15 protein-coding genes are annotated in these 20,838 nt (G+C 72.7%); 2 read left to right on the plus strand and 13 right to left on the minus strand.

Annotation, left to right across the window (positions count from 1 at the left end; all coding sequences use genetic code 11):
• The first annotated feature begins 13 nt into the window (after positions 1-13).
• The gene (locus Aru02nite_RS07085) at positions 14-1,693 is read left to right on the plus strand and encodes an ABC-F family ATP-binding cassette domain-containing protein (RefSeq protein WP_203655862.1); all 1,680 of its coding nucleotides are present in this window, start codon (positions 14-16) and stop codon (positions 1,691-1,693) included.
• 5 nt (positions 1,694-1,698) lie between these two features.
• On the opposite strand, the gene Aru02nite_RS07090 is transcribed toward Aru02nite_RS07085, so the two are convergent.
• Positions 1,699-2,589: a hypothetical protein gene (locus tag Aru02nite_RS07090; RefSeq protein ID WP_203655864.1), complete on the minus strand. Its 891-nt coding sequence runs from the start codon at positions 2,587-2,589 to the stop codon at positions 1,699-1,701.
• Between the two features lie 185 nt (positions 2,590-2,774).
• Here Aru02nite_RS07090 and Aru02nite_RS07095 point away from each other — a divergent pair, with 185 nt between their 5' ends.
• The gene (locus Aru02nite_RS07095; protein WP_203655866.1) at positions 2,775-3,719 is read left to right on the plus strand and encodes a zinc-binding dehydrogenase; all 945 of its coding nucleotides are present in this window, start codon (positions 2,775-2,777) and stop codon (positions 3,717-3,719) included.
• A 127-nt stretch (positions 3,720-3,846) separates the two neighbouring features.
• Here the strand turns inward: Aru02nite_RS07095 and Aru02nite_RS07100 are convergent, their stop codons facing one another.
• The 12 genes from Aru02nite_RS07100 to Aru02nite_RS07155 all read right to left on the minus strand — a co-directional run bounded on the left by Aru02nite_RS07100 (position 3,847) and on the right by Aru02nite_RS07155 (position 20,836).
• Positions 3,847-6,381 carry a DEAD/DEAH box helicase gene (locus Aru02nite_RS07100; RefSeq protein ID WP_203655868.1) on the minus strand — a complete coding sequence of 845 codons (2,535 nt, stop codon included), beginning with the start codon at positions 6,379-6,381 and terminating at the stop codon, positions 3,847-3,849.
• A 66-nt stretch (positions 6,382-6,447) separates the two neighbouring features.
• Positions 6,448-6,627 (minus strand): DUF6104 family protein, encoded by a 180-nt coding sequence (locus Aru02nite_RS07105; protein ID WP_203655870.1) that lies wholly within the window; start codon positions 6,625-6,627, stop codon positions 6,448-6,450.
• Positions 6,628-6,695: 68 nt separating this feature from the next.
• On the minus strand, positions 6,696-10,451 hold the full coding sequence (locus tag Aru02nite_RS07110; protein WP_203655872.1) for a multifunctional oxoglutarate decarboxylase/oxoglutarate dehydrogenase thiamine pyrophosphate-binding subunit/dihydrolipoyllysine-residue succinyltransferase subunit: 3,756 nt from the start codon (positions 10,449-10,451) through the stop codon (positions 6,696-6,698).
• Positions 10,452-10,718: 267 nt separating this feature from the next.
• Positions 10,719-11,528: an ABC transporter permease gene (locus Aru02nite_RS07115; RefSeq protein WP_203655874.1), complete on the minus strand. Its 810-nt coding sequence runs from the start codon at positions 11,526-11,528 to the stop codon at positions 10,719-10,721.
• Positions 11,525-12,436 (minus strand): ABC transporter ATP-binding protein, encoded by a 912-nt coding sequence (locus Aru02nite_RS07120; RefSeq protein WP_203655876.1) that lies wholly within the window; start codon positions 12,434-12,436, stop codon positions 11,525-11,527. Before Aru02nite_RS07120 ends, Aru02nite_RS07115 begins: the two co-directional genes overlap by 4 nt.
• Before the next feature lie 113 nt (positions 12,437-12,549).
• A complete protein-coding gene (locus tag Aru02nite_RS07125) occupies positions 12,550-12,957 on the minus strand; it encodes a hypothetical protein (RefSeq protein ID WP_203655878.1) in 408 nt (135 codons plus the stop codon).
• Positions 12,941-13,138, minus strand: a complete 198-nt coding sequence (locus Aru02nite_RS07130) for a helix-turn-helix transcriptional regulator (RefSeq protein WP_203655880.1) — start codon at positions 13,136-13,138, stop codon at positions 12,941-12,943. Before Aru02nite_RS07130 ends, Aru02nite_RS07125 begins: the two co-directional genes overlap by 17 nt.
• A gap of 93 nt (positions 13,139-13,231) precedes the next feature.
• A complete protein-coding gene (locus Aru02nite_RS07135; protein ID WP_203656068.1) occupies positions 13,232-14,326 on the minus strand; it encodes an acetate/propionate family kinase in 1,095 nt (364 codons plus the stop codon).
• A gap of 20 nt (positions 14,327-14,346) precedes the next feature.
• Complete coding sequence (locus Aru02nite_RS07140) at positions 14,347-16,716, minus strand: phosphoketolase family protein (protein ID WP_203655882.1); 2,370 nt, start codon at positions 16,714-16,716, stop codon at positions 14,347-14,349.
• 41 nt (positions 16,717-16,757) lie between these two features.
• Positions 16,758-17,570, minus strand: coding sequence for a ribosomal RNA small subunit methyltransferase A (locus Aru02nite_RS07145; protein ID WP_203655884.1), 813 nt, complete (start codon positions 17,568-17,570; stop codon positions 16,758-16,760).
• Positions 17,571-17,844: 274 nt separating this feature from the next.
• Positions 17,845-19,389 (minus strand): phytoene desaturase family protein, encoded by a 1,545-nt coding sequence (locus tag Aru02nite_RS07150; RefSeq protein WP_203655886.1) that lies wholly within the window; start codon positions 19,387-19,389, stop codon positions 17,845-17,847.
• A gap of 49 nt (positions 19,390-19,438) precedes the next feature.
• Positions 19,439-20,836, minus strand: coding sequence for a tetratricopeptide repeat protein (locus Aru02nite_RS07155; protein ID WP_203655887.1), 1,398 nt, complete (start codon positions 20,834-20,836; stop codon positions 19,439-19,441).
• Between the last annotated feature and the right edge of the window lie 2 nt (positions 20,837-20,838).

Raw genomic sequence — 20,838 nt, forward strand, 5'->3', positions numbered from 1 at the left:
CGATCGGCGGGCCATGAGCGCCACCCTGATCGCCAAGAACCTGACCGCCGGCCACGGTGACCGGATGCTGTTCACCGGACTCGACCTCATCGTCGCGCCGGGCGACGTCGTGGGCCTCGTCGGCGCCAACGGTGCCGGCAAGTCGACCCTGCTGCGCCTGCTCGCCGACCTGCCGGAGGGCGCGCCGTCCGCGGCGCTCGTACCGGGAGGCGCGTCGGCCGCGGCGCCGGAGACCGGCACCGTCCGGATCAACCCGCCGACCGCGACCGTCGGGTACCTGCCGCAGGAGCCGGAACCGCGCCCGGGCGAGACCGTCCGCGCCTTCGTCGCCCGGCGTACGGGGGTGGCGCGGGCGCAGCGCGTCCTGGACGAGACGACGGCGGCGCTCACCGACGGCCGGCCGGGCGCCGACGACGCGTACGCGGTGGCGCTGGACCGGTGGCTCGCGCTCGGCGGCGCGGACCTCGACGAGCGCGCCGATCAGGTCGCCGCGGAGCTGGGCCTCGACGTCGACCTGTCCGTCGAGATGACGTCGCTGTCCGGCGGGCAGGCGGCGCGGGCCGGGATGGCGTCGCTGCTGCTCTCCCGGTACGACGTGTTCCTGCTCGACGAGCCGACGAACAACCTGGACCTGGCCGGGCTGGACCGCCTGGAGCGGTTCGTACGGGAGCTGCGCGCGGGCACGGTGCTGGTCAGCCACGACCGCGAGTTCCTGGCCCGTACGGTGAACCGGGTGCTGGAGCTGGACCTCGCGCAGCACCAGGTCAAGCAGTACGGCGGGGGCTACGGCGACTACCTGCGCGAGCGGGCGCGGGCCCGGCAGGCGGCGCGCGACGCGTACGAGGCGTACGCGGGGAAGCGGGAGGCGCTGGCGGCGCGGGCCCGGACACAGCGGTCCTGGAGTGACAAGGGCGTCGCGAACGCGCGCAAGAAGGCCACCGACAACGACAAGAACATCATCAAGGCCCGCGCCGAGGCGAGCGAGAAGCAGGCGGCGAAGGCGCGGCAGACCGAGCGCGCGATCGAACGCCTGGAGGTCGTCGAGGAGCCGCGCAAGGAGTGGGAGCTGCGGATGGAGATCGCCGCCGCGCCCCGCGCCGGTGCGGTCGTCGCCACGCTGCGCGGCGCGACCGTCCATCGTGGACGGTTCACGCTCGGCCCGGTGGACCTGCAGATCGACTGGGCCGACCGGGTCGCCATCACCGGCGCGAACGGGTCGGGCAAGTCGACGCTGCTGGCCGCGATGCTCGGCCGGCTGCCGCTCGACGCCGGCAGCGCGACGCTCGGCCCCGGGGTCGTCGTGGGCGAGGTGGACCAGGCGCGCGAGTCGTTCGACCCGGACGTACCGCTGGTGGAGGCGTTCGCGTCGGCGTCCGGGCTGCTGCCGGCCGAGGCGCGGACGTTGCTGGCGAAGTTCGGGATGCGCGCCGACCACGTACTGCGACCGGCCGGCACGCTGTCGCCGGGGGAGCGTACCCGGGCCGCGCTGGCGCTGCTCCAGGCGCGCGGCGTCAACCTGCTCGTCCTCGACGAGCCGACGAACCACCTGGACCTGCCGGCGATCGAGCAGCTCGAATCGGCGCTGTCGACCTACCCGGGGACGTTGCTGCTGGTCAGCCACGACCGGCGGATGCTCGACGCGGTGCACACCACCCGCCGGATCACCGTCGCCGACGGCGCCGTCACCGAGTAGCGGCGTCAGCCGGGGGTGCCCTCGGCCAGTACCTCGACGACGTTCGCGGTCACCCGTAACAGGCTCGGCAGGTACTCGCCGGTCTGCTGCGGCGCCTCCGCCACCATCCGGGCCAGCGCCGGTACGCAGCCGCTGCCGGCGGCGGTGACGTACAGGTCGTCCGGGCACGGTACGGCGACGACCAGGTCGTCCGCGCCGAGCAGCCCGGACACGTACCGGTGGAAGTCGGGGAGGGCGACGGCGGATCCGGCGAGCCAGCCCTCGCGGCTCATCCGGATCAGGTCGCTGTCGTCGGCGCGCAGCCCGGTGACGGTCAGCCCGCGCTGCACCCCGGCGTACGCGGTGGCCAGCAGCGCGTCGAAGTCGTCCGCGCCGAGCTGCGCGTACGTCAGGTGGCTCATGCCGATCGTGCCGTGCGGGGTGGGCGCGACGCGGGCGAGCGTCACCGCCAGCCGCCCCGGTACGAGATGGCGGTGCGGCAGCACGTCGAGCGTCGCCGAGGCGCCGGGCAGCGTGGTGGTGCGCAGGATCGGCAGCAGCATGCCGTCGTCGTCCGCCGGGGGAGCGGCAGCGGGTCGGGCCTCGGCGGCGCGGGCCTCGATCGTCCGCCGGGCCGCCGCGTACGCCGCGTCCCAGTCGCCGTCCGCCGGCCGCGGGAACGCGTACCCGACGGGTACGCCTGGAAACGTCAGCTCCAGGAACGCGCCGTCCGCCGGCGACGGCTCCCACTCGGTGAACACCTCGCGCACCGTGTGGGCGACGACGCCGTGCTCGCGGACGGCGATCAGCCAGGCTTGCCGCAGCGCGTCGTCGGCCCGCGCCGGTACCTCGATCACCGGGCCCTCGCCGTCACTCACCGCAAACACCACGTGGTTGCGGCCGGGGTCCACGTCCACCGCTGTCCTCCTTGGTACACAGGTGATCCCACGGTACCCAAGTGGATCTTGTCGTACCGGCGCGGTGACTCGTGGTGATGGTCGGGCGCGCCGGGCGGGGGGCTGTGGCGTGCGACGCAGCCGGCTTGACTTGAAGTGAGCTTCATGTTCGAGGATGGCACCGACGGCGTACGGAGGAGGCGGCGATGCTCGTGGTTCAGGCGACCCGGTTCGGCGGGCCGGACGTGTTGGTGGCGCACCAGGTGCCGGCCCCGCCCGCCGCGCCCGGCACGGCGCTGGTCGGCGTCGCCGCGGTCGACACGCTGTTCGTGGAGACGCGCATCCGGGCCGGTACGGCGCGCGCCTGGTTCGACACCAGCCCGCCGTACGTGCCGGGCAACGGCGTCGCCGGCGCCGTGTGGGCCGTCGGCGAGGGCGTCGACCCCGCGCTCGTAGGCCGCCGCGTCGCCGCACTCCACGCCGGCGCGTACGCCGAGCAGGTCGTGGTGCCCGCCGACGCACTCGTTCCCGTACCGGACGCGTTGGAGTCGACCGAGGCCGCGGCGCTGCTGCACGACGGATCCACCGCGCTCGCCCTCGCCGACCTCGCCGAACCCAAACCCGACCACCGGGTACTCGTCGTCGGCGGTACGGGCGGCGCCGGCGTCCTGCTCGTCCAGCTCGCCCACGCGGCCGGCGCGTACGTGGTGGCCACCGCGCGCGGCGACGCCAAGCAGGACCTCGCCCGCCGGCTCGGCGCCGACGAGGTCGTGGACCCCGCCGCGGCCGACTGGGCGTCGTACCAGGCGGACATCGTCGTCGACGGGATCGGCGGGACGATCGGCACCGCGGCGTTCGCGGCCGTACGCGACGGCGGCACGTTCCTCGCGTACGGTGCGCCCACCGCGGACGGGTTCGCCGCGCCCGACCGTGCGGCCGCCGACCGGCGTGGCGTCACCATCCGCGGTATCGCCGACATCCAGCTCACCCCGGAACGGCACCGCGCGCTCGTCGCCCGCGCGTTCGCGCTCGCCACCGAGGGAACGATCGCGCCCGTCGTCGGCCAGACGTACCCGCTCCGCGAGGCCGCCGCCGCGCACGCCGCGATCGAGTCCCGCGCCGTCACCGGCAAAACCCTTCTCATCCCGTGACCTCCCGAGATCCGTTGCCCCACAACGGATCCGGCCACGCGGCTCGCCGGGTCGCGCAACCCGGCGAGCCGGCAGGAGGCCCGATCGTCGGCGCCGCAACGGATGTGGTGCCGGCGATCCGGAGTGGTCACATGCGGGTGACGGCGGTGACCGTGACCGCGGCGGTACCGGCCTCGTCGGAGGCGGCCAGGTCGATCTCGGCGTCGATGGACCAGTCGTGGTCGCCGGCCGGGTCGTCGAGTACCTGCCGGACCAGCCACCGGCCGGGCTGCTGGTCGATCTGGAGCAGCTTGGGGCCGCGGGCGTCGGGGCCGGTACCGATGTCGGCGTGCTCGTCGTAGTACGGCGCCAGGCCGTCGCGCCAGTCGTCGGCGTCGAAGCCGCGCTCCGCGTCCAGCTCGCCGAGCAGGTCGTACCGGCGCAGCGCGGCCAGTTCCACCCGGCGGAACAGCGCGTTGCGGACGAGTACCCGGAAGGCCCGGGGGTTGGCGGTGACCGCCGGCGGCCGATCGTCCACAGTGGACTCGGTGGGCAGCGCGCCGGGGTTGCGCAGCTTCTCCCACTCGTCGAGCAGGCTGGAGTCGACCTGCCGGACCAGCTCGCCGAGCCACTCGATCAGGTCCGTCAGCTCCTCGGTACGCGCGGTGTCCGGCACGGTCTGCCGCAACGCCTTGTACGCGTCGGCCAGGTAGCGCAGCACCAGCCCCTCGGAGCGCGCCAGCTTGTAGAGCCCGACGTACTCGGTGAACGTCATGGCCCGCTCGTACATGTCGCGGACGACCGACTTGGGCGACAGCGCGTGGTCGGTCACCCACGGATGCCCCTTCGCGTACGACGTGAAGGCGACGTCGAGCAGCTCCGCGAGCGGCTTCGGCCAGGTGATCTCCTCCAGCCGCTCCATCCGCTCGTCGTACTCCACGCCGTCGGACTTCATCGCGTTGACCGCCTCGCCGCGGGCCGCGAACTGTTGTGCCATCAGCACCTGGCGCGGATCGTCCAATGTGGACTCGATGACCGACACCACGTCCAGCGCGTACGTCGGGGACTCGGCGTCCAGCAACTCCAGCGCGGCGAGCGCGAACGGCGACAGCGGCTGGTTCAGCGCGAAGTCGTACTGCAGGTCCACGGTGACCCGGATGGTGTCCCCGTACTCGTCCGGCTCGGCCAGCTCCTCCACCACGCCGCCGGCCTTCAGCGCGCGGTAGATCGCGATCGTGCGGCGGATGTGCTTCCGTTGCGCCGCACGGTCCTCGTGGTTGTCCTCCAGCAGGTGCCGCATCGCCGCGAACGGGTCGCCGCCGCGGTCGATGACGTTGAGCAGCATCGCGTGGCTGACCCGGAACTGCGACGTCAGCGGCTCCGGGTCGGCCGCCACCAGCCGCTCGAACGTCGCCTTCGTCCACGACACGGTGCCCGGCGCCGGCTTCTTCCGCACCACCTTGCGCCGCTTCTTCTCGTCGTCGCCCGCCTTGCGCAGCGCCTTCTCGTTCTCGATGACGTGGTCCGGCGCCTCGACGACCACCGTGCCGACCGTGTCGTACCCGGCGCGGCCCGCGCGGCCGGCGATCTGGTGGAACTCGCGCGCCTTCAACTGCCGCGTGCGCACCCCGTCGTACTTGGTCAGCGCGGTGAACACGACCGTCCGGATCGGCACGTTGATGCCGACGCCGAGGGTGTCCGTACCGCAGATGACCTTCAGCAGCCCGGCCTGCGCCAGCAGTTCCACCAACCGCCGGTACTTCGGCAGCATCCCCGCGTGGTGCACGCCGATCCCGTGCCGTACCAACCGGGACAGGGTCTTGCCGAAGCCCGCGGTGAACCGGAAGTTGCCGATCAGCTCGGCGATCGCGTCCTTCTCCTGCCGCGTGCACATGTTCGTACTCATCAGCGCCTGCGCGCGTTCCAGCGCCGCGGCCTGGGTGAAGTGCACGACGTAGATCGGCGCCTGCTTCGTCTCCAGCAACTCTTCGAGCGTCTCGTGCAGCGGCGTCGTCACGTACTCGAAGAACAGCGGGACGGGACGCTCGGCCGAGCTGACCGTCGTCGTCGGCCGCCCGGTACGCCGGGTCAGGTCCGCCTCGAACCGCGTGACGTCGCCCAGCGTCGCCGACATCAGCAGGAACTGCGCGCGCGGCAGCTCCAGCAGCGGGATCTGCCACGCCCAGCCGCGCTCCGGCTCCGCGTAGAAGTGGAACTCGTCCATCACGACCTGGTCGACGTCGGCGTCCGCGCCCTCCCGCAGCGCCAGGTTCGCCAGGATCTCCGCGGTACAGCAGATGATCGGCGCCGACTCGTTGACGCTGGCGTCGCCGGTCAGCATGCCCACGTTCTCCGCGCCGAACGTGTCGCACAGCGCGAAGAACTTCTCGCTCACCAGCGCCTTGATCGGCGCCGTGTAGAACGTGCGCCCGCGCTTCGGCTCGCCCGACGTGTCCCTCGCGGCGGCGCCCGCCAGCGCGGCGAAGTGCGCGCCCACCGCCACCAGGCTCTTACCCGAGCCGGTCGGCGTGGACAGGATCACGTTCGAGCCGGACACCAGCTCGATCAGCGCCTCCTGCTGCGCCGGGTACAGCTCCAGCCCCTGCTCGCCGACCCACGCCTCGAACGCCTCGTACACCGCGTCCGGCTCGGCCGTCCCTGGTACCCGGTCCGCCAGCGTCACCGCCGTCACCGCCTTCCGCCGACCCGCGCCGGTGTCTCAACGCCCGCGGTGCGGGCGGCATTCCGCTCAGTCCTCGTCCGGGTCGTCGAGCCGGGCAAGCCACGTGGCCAGCCGCTCCACCGGCGTCTCGAACTCCGGGTTGATGTCGACGAACTCGCGCAGCCGGTCCGCCAGCCAGTCGAGACTCACCGTCTCCTCGCCGCGCCGCTCGGCCAACTCCTCGATGCCGCGATCCGTGAAGTACATCGGTCTGGTCCTCTACATGGCGGCTCCCGCCACCCGATGCGGGTGGCGGGAGCCGACGGTCGATCGGGTTACTTCGGGGTGGGCAGCGCCGCTTCCAGCAGCGCCTGCTGCTCCCAGCCGTGCACCTTGTTCGACCCGGCGGCCGGGGCCGCCGCGGCCGGGCGCGAGATGCGGCGCAGCCGCACCCCGTCCAGGTGCTCCAGCAGGTTCAGCGCGATGTGCGACCAGGCGCCCTGGTTCGCCGGCTCGTCCTGCACCCAGACGAAGTCCTCCGCGTTCGGGTACGCGGCGAGCGCGGCGCGCGTCTCCTCGACGGGCAGCGGGTACAGCTGCTCGATCCGGACGATCGCCACGTCGGTCAGGCCGCGCGCCTCCCGCGCCTCCAGCAGGTCGTAGAACACCTTGCCGGAGCAGAGCAGGACGCGCTTCACACCGGCGCTGTCCAGCGGCTGACCCTTGATGCCCGGGTCGGCCAGTACCGGCTGGAACGTGCCGGTGGTGAAGTCCTCCACCGCGGAGACGGCGAGCTTGTGCCGGAGCAGCGACTTCGGCGTGAACACGACCAGCGGCTTGCGCTTCGGGCTCAGGCCCTGGCGGCGCAGCAGGTGGAAGTAGTTCGCCGGGGTCGTCGGCACGGTGACCCGCATGTTGTCCTCGGCGCAGAGCTGGAGATACCGCTCGATCCGGCCGGACGAGTGGTCCGGGCCCTGGCCCTCCAGGCCGTGCGGCAGCAGCAGCGTGACGCTGGTCTGCTGCCCCCACTTCGCCTCGCCGGACGAGATGAACTCGTCCACCACGGACTGCGCGCCGTTGGCGAAGTCGCCGAACTGCGCCTCCCACAGCACCAGCGCGTCCGGCGTCTCCACCGAGTAGCCGTACTCGAAGCCCATCGCCGCGTACTCGCTGAGCAGCGAGTCCTGGACGAAGAAGCGGGCCTGCTCCGGGGAGAGGTTCGCCAGCGGCGTGTACTCCCGGCCGGTGTTGTGGTCGACGATCACCGAGTGCCGCTGCACGAACGTGCCGCGCCGCGAGTCCTGCCCGGACAGCCGTACGCCGACGCCCTCGGTGAGCAGCGCGCCGAACGCGATCAGCTCGCCCATCGCCCAGTCGATGCCGCCCTCGACGGTCATCTTCGCCCGCCGCTCCAGCAGCTTGCCGACCCGCGGGTGCGGCACGAAGCCCTCCGGCAGCCGGGTCTGCGCCTCGCCGACCAGCCGCACCACGTCCGCGGACGCGGCGGTCGCGACGATCGGCTCGGGCTCCGGCTCGCTCTTGCGCGGCAGCTGCTTGGTGGTCTTGGCGGCCTCCTTCGTCGCCTTGAACACCGTGTCGAGCTGGTCGTGGAAGTCCTTCAGGGCCTCCTCGGCCTCGGCCAGGGTGAAGTCACCGCGGCCGATCAGCTCCTCCGTGTAGAGCTTCCGGACCGAGCGCTTGTTGTCGATGATCTTGTACATCAGCGGCTGGGTCATCGCCGGGTCGTCGCCCTCGTTGTGCCCGCGCCGCCGGTAGCAGACCATGTCGATCACGACGTCCTTGTTGAACGCCTGCCGGTACTCGAAGGCCAGCCGCGCCACCCGTACGCACGCCTCCGGGTCGTCCCCGTTCACGTGGAAGATCGGCGCCTGGATCATCCGGGCCACGTCGGTCGAGTAGAGCGAGGACCGCGAGTACTCCGGGGAGGTCGTGAAGCCGACCTGGTTGTTGACCACCACGTGCACCGTGCCGCCGGTACGGTACCCGCGCAGCTGCGACAGGTTCAGCGTCTCGGCGACCACGCCCTGCCCGGCGAACGCCGCGTCACCGTGCACCATCACCGGCAGCACGGTGTAGCCCTCAAGCTTGAGGTCGATCCGGTCCTGCTTGGCCCGGACGATGCCCTCCAGCACCGGGTCGACGGCCTCCAGGTGGCTCGGGTTCGCCGCGACCGAGACTGTCGTCGAGTGCTGACCGTCCGGCGTGGTGAACTTGCCGACCATGCCGAGGTGGTACTTGACGTCGCCGGAGCCCTGCGTGGACTTCGGGTCGACGTTGCCCTCGAACTCGCTGAAGATCTTCTCGTACGGCTTGCCGACGATGTTGGCCAGCACGTTCAGCCGGCCGCGGTGCGCCATGCCGATGACGACCTCGTCCATGCCGGCGTTCGCCGAGTCGCGCAGGATCCCGTCCAGCAACGGGATCAGCGTCTCGCCGCCCTCCAGGCTGAACCGCTTCTGCCCCACGTACTTCGTGGCGAGGAACGTCTCGAACGCCTCCGCCACGTTCAGCCGGCCGAGGATGTGCTTCTGCTCGTCCGTGCTCGGCGCCGGCTGCTTCACCTCGGCCCGGTCCTGGAGCCAGCGGCGCTCCTCCGGGTCCTGGATGTGCATGTACTCGACGCCGACGCGCCGACAGTACGAGTCGCGCAGCACGCCGAGGATGTCGCGCAGCTTCATCTTCTGCTTGCCGGCGAACCCGCCCACCGGGAACGTCCGGTCCAGGTCCCACAACGTCAACCCGTGCTGGAGGATGTCCAGGTTCGGGTTCTTCCGGATGTGGTACTCCAGCGGATCGGTGTCGGCCATCAGGTGCCCGTGCACCCGGTACGCCTCGATCAGCTCGATGACCCGCGCGTTCTTCTCGATCTGGCCGTCGGCGGTGCGGGCGGTGTCCCGCATCCAGCGCACCGGCTCGGTCGGCACCTTCAGCGCGGTGAACACCTGGTCGTAGAAGCCGTTGCCGCCGAGCAGCAGCTCGTGCACCCGCTTCAGGAACTCGCCGGACACCGCGCCCTGGATGATCCGGTGGTCGTACGTCGAGGTCAGCGTGATGATCTTGCTGATCGCGAGCTTCGACAGGTCCTCGTCGGACATCCCCGCGTACTCCGCCGGGTACTCCATCGCGCCGACGCCGATGATCGTGCCCTGGCCGTTGGTCAGCCGCGGCACCGAGTGCACCGTGCCGATGCCGCCCGGGTTGGTCAGCGAGATCGTCGCGCCGGCGTGGTCCTCCATCGTCAGCTCGTTCTTCCGGGCCCGCCGCACGAGGTCCTCGTACGCCGTCCAGAACTGCCGGAAGTCCATTTCCTCGGTGTGCTTGATGCTCGGCACGATCAGCGTGCGCGAGCCGTCCGGCCGGGCCAGGTCGATCGCCAGCCCGAGGTTCACGTGCTCGGGGGTGACCAGCGTCGGCTTGCCGTCGACCACCGAGTACGCGTTGTTCATCTCGGGGTAGTCGGCCAGCGCGCGGACGACCGCGAACCCGATCAGGTGGGTGAAGCTCACCTTGCCGCCGCGGCCGCGGGCCAGGTGGTTGTTGATGACGATCCGGTTGTCGGCGAGCAGCTTGGCCGGGACGGCCCGGACGCTGGTCGCGGTCGGGATGGTCAGCGACGCGTCCATGTTGCTGGCGATCTTGGCGGCGATGCCGCGCAGCGTCGTGGTGTCCGCGCCGTCGGCGGGCTTCGCGGCGGCCGGGGACTTCGCGGCGGGCGCCGGCTTGGCGGCGGCGGGCGCGGACGCGGCCGGGGCGGCGGGCTTCGCCGGGGCCGGCTGCGCGGGGGCGGGCTGCCCCGGCGGGGCCGCGGGCGCGGCCGGCGGAGCGCTCGCCGCGGCGGGTGCGGCGGCCGGCTCGGCGACGGCCGTGCCCGCCGGCTTGGCCGTCGGAGTGGTCGTCGGCTTGTAGTCGGCGAAGAACTCGTGCCACGCGGGATCGACGCTCGACGGATCCGCGAGGTACTGCTGGTACATGTCCTCGACGATCCACTCGTTGGGCCCGAATCCCGCGAGCAGGCTGGTCTCCGACCCGCCGGACGCGGTGCTTGTTTCTCCGTTGCTCTGGCTCGACACGGCCGTTATCGCCTCTTCCGACGCTATTGCGATCCTCGACCACCCGTGGGCGCGGGCGGCCGCCACGCTGAACACCCGGCGTTCCAGGCTACGCGCCCGCCTCGACCGCGTGCAGTGACGGGACCGACGGGCCGGGGGCTTTGTCCACAGGGGTGGTGTGTTTCACATATTCGGAAACGACGGCCGTGACAGGCCAGTTACGAGACGTGACTCGGCCCACCGCCCGCAGGGTCGCAGACGGTGGGCCGAGGCCGTGCGCGGCAGTACTCAGGAGATGTCGCGCTGGCGCGTGATCACGGTGCCGATCACCGCCGCGACCGCCCCGTACGCCAGAAGGATCAGTGCGCCGGCCCACCACTCGAAGCCGTCCGCGCCGTGCGGCGACGTCATGATCGACGACGCGCTGCTCGGCAGGTAGTACGCGATCTTCATCAGCCACTTGACGTGGAAGTACGAGGAGAGCAGGGCCAGGACGACCTGGACCACCGTCTGGCCGATCAGCATCGCGACCAGGCCGAGGATCACCGACAGGATCTGGCTGCGCAGCAGCGCGCCGATGCCCAGGCCGAACACCGCCCAGATCGCGAACGCCAGCCAGTTCAGCCCGATGGACTTCAGCACCTCGGCGTTGCCCAGGTAGAGGTCGGCGTGCTGGGTGCTGAGGAAGATCAGGCCGGAACCCACCGCCAGCACCGTCGTGATCAGCGCGATCACCACGCCCACGATGACCGCGACGATCAGCTTCGCGCCGATCACCAGGGTCCGCTTCGGCGTCGCCAGGAACGTCGCCGTCGCCGTCTGGTGGAAGAACTCGTTCGTGAAGATCAGGATGCCGAAGACCATCGCCAGCAGCGTCCCGGCGTACTGCCCGGACGTGTACAGGCCGGTCACCGAGGTCAGCAGGCTGTCCGGGCCGCCCTGCTGCGGGCCGACCGTGCCCGGGTGGATCGTCACGTACGTCGCGAGCATGTTGAACGCGATCGCCACCGCGGTGAACGCGACGACCCCGATGAGGATCAGCCACCACAGGCTCGTCGTACGGACCTTGAGCAGCTCGCTCCGGATCGCCCGGATCATCGGATACCCGCCTTCCCGCTGGTGAGCTCCAGGAACACCTTCTCCAGGTCGGCGCGCTGCGGCGCCAGCTCGTGCAGCTCGACACCCGCGGCCAGCGCCGCCTTGCCGATCTGCGGCCCGGTCACGCCGGTGACCAGGAAGCCGCCGTTCTCGTCCTTGGCGACGGCGGTACGCGGGAGTTCCAGTGCGCCGAACAGCTTGTCGGGCTCGGGGGTGACCACCCGGATCTGCCGGGCGGCACCGTCCAGGTTGGTCAGCTCCTCGACCGGGCCCTGCCGGATCAGCTTGCCGGCCGCGATGATGACCACGTCGTCGGCGAACAGCTGCACCTCGGACAGCAGGTGGCTGGAGACCAGGACGGTACGGCCCTGGTCGGCGAAGCTGGACAGCAACGTACGCATCCAGCGGATGCCCTCGGGGTCGAGCCCGTTCGCCGGCTCGTCGAAGATCAGCACCTGCGGGTCGCCGAGCATGCCGGCGGCGATGCCGAGGCGCTGCTTCATGCCGAGGGAGTAGCCCTTGACCTTGCGCTTCGCGGCCGGAGTGAGCCCGACCATCTCCAGCGCGTGGTCGGCCCGGTTCGCCGGCAGGCCCGCCGCCGCGCACAGTACGCGGAGGTGGTCGCGGCCGGTGCGGCCCTTGTGGAAGCTGGACGCCTCCAGGCCCGCGCCCACGATCCGCAGCGGGTCCGGCAGGTCCACGTACCGCCGGCCGCCGATGGTCGCGGTGCCGGAGGTGGCGGTGACCAGGCCCAGCAACATGCGCAGGGTGGTGGTCTTGCCGGCCCCGTTGGGTCCGAGGAACCCGGTCACCCGGCCGGGCTGGACCGTGAACGAGAGGTTGTCGACGGCTCTGACCTTGCGGAACTGCTTGGTCAGGCCGGTGACGACGATCTGGCCGTCAGCCATGGAGTTGCGTGCCTCCCCTTCGAAAGGATGTCGCGCCGTCCGGCGCGGGTCGATCACGGGTAAAGAACACCGAGTGTGACATGGGCCGTCCCGCGTCGCAGCTCGGCGAACGTTCAGCGGCGACGCGCGGCGACCCGGTTGGCCACCATCCAGACCGCCGCCAGCGCCAGCAGCTGACCGAGCGACCACGGCGCCAACCCGGGCCGCATCACCAGCACCACCACGTACTCCACGGCGGTGAGCGCCAGCGCCGTCGCACCCACCGCGGCGAGGCCGTCCCGGGCGATCGCCCGGTCCCGCTCGTCCCGGTACTCGAAGGCGTCGACGCGCTCGACGTCGCTGGCACCCGGCCGGCGCGCCCGGCGGACCATGACCACGGTGGCCACGGCGCCGACGGCGACGACGATCGCCTGCTGCCAGTGGCCCACGGCCGCCGTGGCCACCGCCACGACCACCATGACGGTGCAGATGACGAGGTTGGCGGGGGAGAGGGGCAGCCGGCGCTCAGTCGACGTCGACATGGAAGACCTCCTCGATCAGCAGCCCGAAGTAGTGGGCGAGGCGTGCCGCCAGGCCGAGCGACGGGTCGTAGCGTCCGACCTCGATCGCGTTGATGGTCTGCCGGGACACGCCGACCGCGGTCGCCAGGTCGCCCTGCGACAGGCCGCGTTCGGTACGCAGCCGGCGCACCTCGCTCTCCACGCTGTCAAGGATGCTTGACAGCTCCCGTGGTGTCAAGTGCGCTTGACACCACGGCGGGTGCCGGAGGCCCTCGGACGGTGCGTGTGCCGGGGCTCAGCCGGTGAGTACGGTGCGGACCTGGGCGGCGATCTCCAGGTCCTCGCGCGCCTCGACGACGAGAGTACGGACCGGGGCCGGGTCGGCGGTGACGTCCGCGTCCGGTACCGGTGCGGCGTTGCGGTCGGGGTCGACGGCGAGGCCGAGGAAGGCCAGCCCGGCCACGGCGCCGGCGCGTACCTCGGGGGCGTGCTCTCCGATGCCGCCGGTGAACACGAGCGCGTCGAGGCCGCCGAGCGCGGCGGTCATCGCGCCGATGCCGGCGCGCAGCCGGTGCTGGTACACGTCGAGGGTGCGGCGGGCGGCGCGGTCGCCGGCGCGGTACCGGGAGAGGATCGTGGCCATGTCCTGGGTGCCGGCCAGGGCGAGCAGGCCGGAGTGCGCCTCCAGCGCGCGGGACACCTCGGCGGCGGACAGCCCGGCGGTGGTCTGGAGCCACAGCACGAGCCCGGGGTCGACGGTGCCGGAGCGGGTACCCATCACGATGCCTTCGAGCGGCGTGAAGCCCATCGTGGTGTCGACCGACCGGCCCCCGCGTACGGCGGCGAGCGAGGCGCCGGAGCCGAGGTGGCAGGTGACGACGCGGGCGGTGCTGGCGTCGAGGCCGGCGAGTTCGGCGGCCCGGCGCGCCGCGTACGCGTGGGACAGGCCGTGGAACCCGTACCGGCGGATGGCGTAGCGCTCGCGCCACTCGGCGGGGACCGGGTAGGTGGCCGCCGCGTACGGGAGGTCGGTGTGGAAGGCGGTGTCGAAGCAGGCGACGGCCGGGACGTCGGGCAGCAGCTCGCCGACCGCGCGGATCCCGGCCAGCCCGAACGACTGGTGCAGTGGCGCCAGGTCGCGCAGTTCGGCGATGCCGGCGACGACGTCCGGGTCGAGCCGTACCGGTCCGCGGAACTCGCGGCCGCCGTGCACGATCCGGTGCCCGACCGCGTCCGCCGGCCCCAGCCCGGTCAGCGCCTGCCGCAGCGACGCCAGCGAGAACTCCCCGGCGACCGCGGCCAGGTCCGCGTGCCCGGTGACCGTGTCCGTACCGTCCAGCATCCGTAGCTTGACGCTGGACGAGCCGCAGTTGACGACCAGGACCCGCATCGTGTCGGCGCGCGCCCAGGTCAGTACGGCCACGTCCAGTCGCGGACCTCGGGCGTGTCCAGCCCGTGCTCCCGGGTGTACGCGCGCGCCGCGAGCCGGGCGTCCGCCATGTGCTGGCGCAGCGCCGCGGCCCGGCTGCCCAGCGACGGCACCCGGTCGACCACGTCCATGACCAGGTGGTACCGGTCGAGGTCGTTGAGCATCACCATGTCGAACGGCGTCGTCGTCGTGCCGTTCTCCTTGTACCCGCGGACGTGGAAGTTCGTGTGGTTGCGCCGCCGGTACGTGAGGCGGTGGATCAGCCACGGGTAGCCGTGGTACGCGAAGATCACCGGCTTGTCGGGCGTGAACAGCGTGTCGAACTCGGCCTCCGGCAGGCCGTGCGGGTGCTCCCGCTCGTCCTGCAGCCGCATCAGGTCGACCACGTTGACCACCCGTACCTTCAGGTCGGGCAGGTGCTGCCGGAGCAGGTCGACGGCGGCGAGCACCTCCAGGGTCGGTACGTCGCCGCAGCAGCCGAACACCACGTCCGGGTCGCCGTCGTCGTTCGAGGCCCAGTCCCAGATGCCGAGCCCGCGGGTGCAGTGCGCGACCGCCTGCTCCATCGTCAGGAACTGCGGCGCCGGCTGCTTGCCCGCCACCACCACGTTCACGTACTGCCGGGAGCGCAGGCAGTGGTCGGCCACGGACAGCAGGGTGTTCGCGTCCGGCGGCAGGTACACCCGGATGACCTCGGCCTTCTTGTTGGCGACGTGGTCGATGAAGCCGGGGTCCTGGTGCGAGAAGCCGTTGTGGTCCTGCCGCCACACGTGGCTGGACAGCAGGTAGTTGAGCGACGCGACCGGGCGCCGCCACGGGATCCCGTTCGTCGTACGCAGCCACTTGGCGTGCTGGTTGAACATCGAGTCGACGATGTGGATGAACGCCTCGTAGCAGTTGAACAGGCCGTGCCGCCCGGTCAGCAGGTAGCCCTCCAGGAAGCCCTGGCACTGGTGCTCGCTCAGCACCTCGATGACCCGGCCGTGCGGGGCGAGCGTGTCGTCGGACGGGTAGATCTCCGCCTGCCACGCCTTGTCCGTCACCTCGTACACGGCGTCGAGCCGGTTCGAGGCGGTCTCGTCCGGGCCGACGAGCCGGAAGTTGTCCGGGTTGCGGGCGATCACGTCGCGCAGCCAGGCACCGAGTACCCGGGTGGCCTCGGCGCTGGTGGTCGCCGGCTTGTCCACCGCCACCGCGTACTCCCGGAAGTCGGGGAGGCGCAGGTCGCGCAGCAGGAGGCCGCCGTTGGCGTGCGGGCTGGCGCTCATCCGCAGGTCGCCGCGCGGCGCGAGCAGCCCCAGGTCCGGTTGCAGCCGGCCGGCCTCGTCGAACAGCTCGTCCGGCCGGTACGAGCGCAGCCACGTTTCGAGCTGCGCCCGGTGCGCGTCGTTGGTACGGCACTCGGAGATCGGCACCTGGTGCGCCCGGTACGAGCCCTCGACCTGCCTGCCGTCGACCGTCGCCGGCCCGGTCCAGCCCTTCGGCGTACGCAGCACGATCATCGGCCACGGCAGCCGTTCCGTGCCCGCCCCGGTACGCGCGGCCCGCTGGATCGCCGCGATCTCGTCGAAGACCAGGTCCAGCGTGGCGGCCATCAGCTGGTGCATGGCCGCCGGATCGTCGCCCGCCACCAGGTACGGGTGGTAGCCGTACCCGGTGAGCAGCGCGGTCAGCTCGTCGTCGGGGATGCGGGCGAGGATCGTCGGGTTCGCGATCTTGTACCCGTTGAGGTGCAGGATCGGCAGCACCGCCCCGTCGGTCGCCGGATCCAGGAACTTGTTGCCGTGCCAGCCGGTCGCCAGCGGCCCGGTCTCGGCCTCGCCGTCCCCGACCACCGCCGCGACCACCAGGTCCGGGTTGTCGAACGCCGCACCGTACGCGTGGCTCAGCACGTATCCCAGCTCGCCGCCCTCGTGGATCGAGCCGGGCACCTCCGGCGCCGCGTGGCTCGGGATCCCGCCCGGGAACGAGAACTGCCGGAACAGCGCCCGCAGCCCGTCGACGTCCTGCCCCACGTTCGGCACCAGCTCCGAGTACGTGCCCTCCAGGTACGCCTGGGCGACGACCGCGGGGCCGCCGTGCCCCGGACCGGCCATGAAGATCATCTTCCGCTCGCGGTCGCGGATCACCCGGTTCAGGTGCGTCCAGCAGAAGTTCAGGCCCGGTGTCGTACCCCAGTGACCGAGCAGCCGCGGCTTGATGTGCTCGGCCGCGAGCGGCTCCCGCAGCAGCGGGTTGTCCATCAGGTAGATCTGGCCGACCGCCAGGTAGTTCGCCGCCCGCCAGTACGCGTCGAGGGCGCGCAGGTCCTGCTCGCCCAACGGTTCGGTCGCGGTGCGCACAGCAGCCACTGGTACCTCCGCCGCAGCAGTGGACAGTCCCTCCCGCGACACTAGGTGCCACTCCGCCCACGTGCCGGCTGTTCGCCGGTACCGGTGCCCGCGTCACCCGCCGCCGCCCGTACGGCCAGGGCGAGCCACTGCTCCGGTGTCACCGTGCCGGCCGCCGCCGGTGGCGAGATCCCGGTACTCCGGGCCAACCGGTGCGCCCGTCCCCGCGGTACCACCGCGTCCAGCGTCGCCGCGACCGTCCCGCCCGGCCGCCGGTACGCGGCGGTCAGCATCGCGCGCAGCGGACGCAGCGCCCGCCGGTCCACGGCGCGCGGCCGGATCCGCAGGTGCGCCGCCGCCACCCGGGGCGCCGGCGAGAACGCCGCGGGCGCCACCCGGCGCACGATGCGCAGCTCGTACCGGGCGGCCCACCACGCCGTTCCGGCGTCCCGCGGTACGGCCGCGGTCAGCCGCCGCGCGAACCCCCACTCGACGAGCAGGTCGGCGCCGAGCAGCGGCGCGTCCCCGTCGAGCAGCCGGCGCAGCGCCGCCGTACCCACCGCGAACGGCAGGTTCGCCACCACCGCGTACGGCCGGCGTGGCAGCGGTACCCGCCGCAGATCCTCCTGTACGACCCGGACCGGGCCATCGGCGAACCGTCGGCGCAACCGCCGTACGAACGCCTCGTCCCGCTCGACGGCCAGCACCCGCGCACCGGTACCGGCGAGCGCGGCGGTGATGCCCCCCGGCCCGGCGCCGAACTCGACGACCAGGTCGCCGGGGCCGACCCCGGCCGACCGGACGAGCCCGGCGATGACGGACCGGTCGCGCAGAAAGTGCACCCCGGACGGATTTTCCCTCGTACGTTCCCGCACGTGTACTCCCGGAAGACTGGTCCCGGGCGCGCGCGGTCACGAGGCGGCTGGTGGCCGGTGGAACGGAAGGGAGCACCAGCGTGCGGCGCACGGGACGGTGTCGGACGACAACCGTTCGCGAGCACGACCGCGCGCCGGGTCGGGCCGGGCGGCGCACTCGGCGCGGCCCTCGGCCCGGATCACCCTGCGGTCGCGCTCAGCGCAGCCGCAGCCTCATGAAGAAAGCTCCCACGGCGGGCAGCGTACCGGGGTGCCCGGGCCGCCGCGAGCCATTTCAGCCCAGGTCGGCGAGTACGGCGCGGGCCGCGTTGTGCCCGGCGCACCCGATCACCGAACCGGCCGGGTGGCAGCCCGCGGCGCCCGCGTACAGGCCGGAGACGCCCGTCCGGTACGGCATCCGGTCGGTGAAGCTGATCGCGTTGTCCACGTGGAAGATGTTGCCGTTGGTGATGCCGAAGTGCGCCTCGATGTCCGGCGGTGCCAACGCGTACACGTCGTCGACCAGCGCGGTGATGCCCGGCGCGAACGTCTCCACGAACGCGAGCAGCCGGTCCACGTACCCGGACTTCTGGGCGGCCCAGGTGGATCCGGCCGGCTCGTGCGGCACGCCCTGCACGAACAGCGCCGAGGAGTGCCGGCCCGCGTCGTCCGACAGCGACGCGTCCAGCGTCGAGTGCAGGTACCACTCGACCGGGGGCAGCGGGTCGAGCCGGCCCTCGGCGGCGGCGTCGAAGCCGGCCTGTACCGCGGTGAGGACGCTGCCGTCGGCGGCCGGCTCGGGCAGCAGGTGCACGGTGGTGCCGTGCTGGCCGACCGGTTCGGGCAGGGCAGCGAACCGCGGCAGCCCGGACATGGCCAGGTTGACCTTCATGGTGCGCCCGGCCGAGCGCGCCGCGTACGAGTCGATGCGGGTGGCGAGCGCCGGCGGGCAGGCGTCCCCGAGCAACGCCGGCAGCCGGTACGGGTCGGTCGCGGCGAGCACCACCCGGGCCGGGACCTCCTCGTCGCCGACCCGTACGCCGGTGACGGTGCCGCCGCTGGTGGTCACCGCGTCGACCGTCACCCCGGTACGGATCGTCGCGTGCGCGTCGGTCGCCGCCCGCGCCAGCGTGCGGGTGACCGTACCCATGCCGCCGCGTACGACCATCCACGTACCGCCCGCGCCCGGCAGCCGGCACATGTTGTGTACCAACAGGTTGTGGCCGCTGCCCGGGGTCCACGGGGAGCCGGTCAGGCCGGGCATCCCGTCGGTCACCGCGTACATCGCGGTCACCAGTTCGCTGGCGAAGCCGAACGTGCCCAGGTAGTCCATCGCCGAGCCGCGGACCAGCGACACGAAGCGCTCCCGCAGCTCCGGCCGGACGTACGCTTCGGCGGTCTCCTCGACCGGCAGCGGCTCGGCCAGCCAGGCCGGCGCCAGGTCCGACGCCAGCGCCGACAGTTCGGTCCGCAGCGCCTCGTCGGCCACCGCGTCCCGTTCGGTGAAGAACTCGGCGAACTGCCGGCGCGCCGCGTCCCGGTCCCCGCCGAGCAGCAGGTACCGGCCGTCGACGGTGGGCAGGAAGTAGTGCGGGTCGCGGCGGACCAGCGGCAGGTCCACGCCGAGCGTCGCGATCAGCTCCGGCGGCATCAACCCCAGCAGGTACGCCCCGCTCGACACCCGCACCCCGGGCACCTTCGCGAACGGCGCCTCGGTACGGCACGCGCCGCCCACCACGTCGTCGCGCTCCAGTACCTCGACCGCGAGGCCCGCGCGCGCCAACAGGATCGCCGCGACCAGCCCGTTGTGGCCGGCACCGACCACCACCACGTCCGCCATGCCGTACTGCCTACCACGCGCGGCCGGTCCCGTGTGGTGCCCGCGTACGTCAGCGGCGGACCGCGGCCGCCAGCGCGCTGCAGACCGCGAGGGCCAGCGCGCACAGCGCCGCCGTCACCGGCGGTACCACGGTCGGCGCGGTGAACAGCGCGGCGAGCACCGTGGCCGCCCCGTACAGGGTGGCGATTCCGGTCAGGGTGGCCAGGAACGCCCCGGTCCGCGGCGTACGCCCGCCGAGCGCGCCGACCTGCCCCGCCGCCGCGAGCAGCAGCACGACCACCACCAGCACCCCGACCACCTGGTACGTCCCGATGCGCAGCACCGTGGACAGCGCGGCCAGGGTGCCGAAGCCCAACCCGGCCAGCAGGTTCCCCCCGGCGAGCCCCAGGTACGCCGCGCGCCGCGGGACGGTCGCCGGCTCGTCGGCGCGGGCCGCCCAGCGGGCGGTGACGTGGCCCGCGACGTACCCGGCGAGGGCGACGCACAGGTCGATGCGCAGCCCGAGCGTGCTGCCGGCGAGCCCCGCGCCGAGCGTGCCGAGCGCGGCCAGCGCACCGAGCACCCCGCTCACCCCGAACCCGACCCGGAACCCGCCGCCTGGGGGCAGGTGCCCCCGCGCCTGCCGGGTGCCCGCCAGCAGCGCGCCGGCCACCAGCAGCAGGCCACCGCCCGCCACCCCGGCCACGATCGGGTACCAGACGGTCGTGCCGGACGGTCGCAGTACGGCCAGCATCGCGGCGACCGCGGCGGCCAGCGCGGACTGGACGGCGAGCGCGTTGCCCAGCCGTACCGCCGGGCGGTGGTCCGGAACCTCCGGGGGAACCGGCGCCAGCAGCGTCGTCGGCGCTTCCAGCCGGTGGTGCAGCTCGGCCAGCTTGCGGGTGACCAGCCCGTTGCCGGGCGCGCGGTCCAGCGCGTCGGCGTACCCCGCGGCGGCCTTGTCCAGGTCGCCGGCACGCATCGCCAGATCACCCAGCATCAGGTACGGCTCGGCCCGGTCCGGCGCCAGGCCCGCCGCACGCTTCGCCATCCGCCACGCCTCGGCACCGCCGCCCGGCTGGTCCACCAGCGCGGACGCCAGGTCGAGGTGGGTCACCCAGCTGTCCGGCGCGGCCCGGACCGCGGCCCGCATCGCCGACAGCGCGGCGTCCCGGTCGCCGAGCCGCAGCGCCGCCTCCGTCAGCATCCGGTACCCGATGGCGCTCGCCGGGTCGAGGGCGACGCCGCGCTCGGCCGCGACCTTCGCCTCGGCGTCGGCCTGCGCACCGCCGTCACCGGCGAGCAGCGCGGCGGCCAGCCGCTGCCAGGCCCAGCCGTCCGCCGGGTGCTCGATGGTCAACGCGCGCAGCAGTACCGCCGCCTCGTCGGCGCGGTGCGCCGCGAGCAGCTCGTCCGCCTCGTCGCGCAGGGACCGGGCGCTGTCCGGACCGTTCACGGCTGTCGTCACGA

The sequence above is a fragment of the Actinocatenispora rupis genome (assembly GCF_016861975.1).
In the GTDB taxonomy this organism is placed as follows: domain Bacteria; phylum Actinomycetota; class Actinomycetes; order Mycobacteriales; family Micromonosporaceae; genus Actinocatenispora; species Actinocatenispora rupis.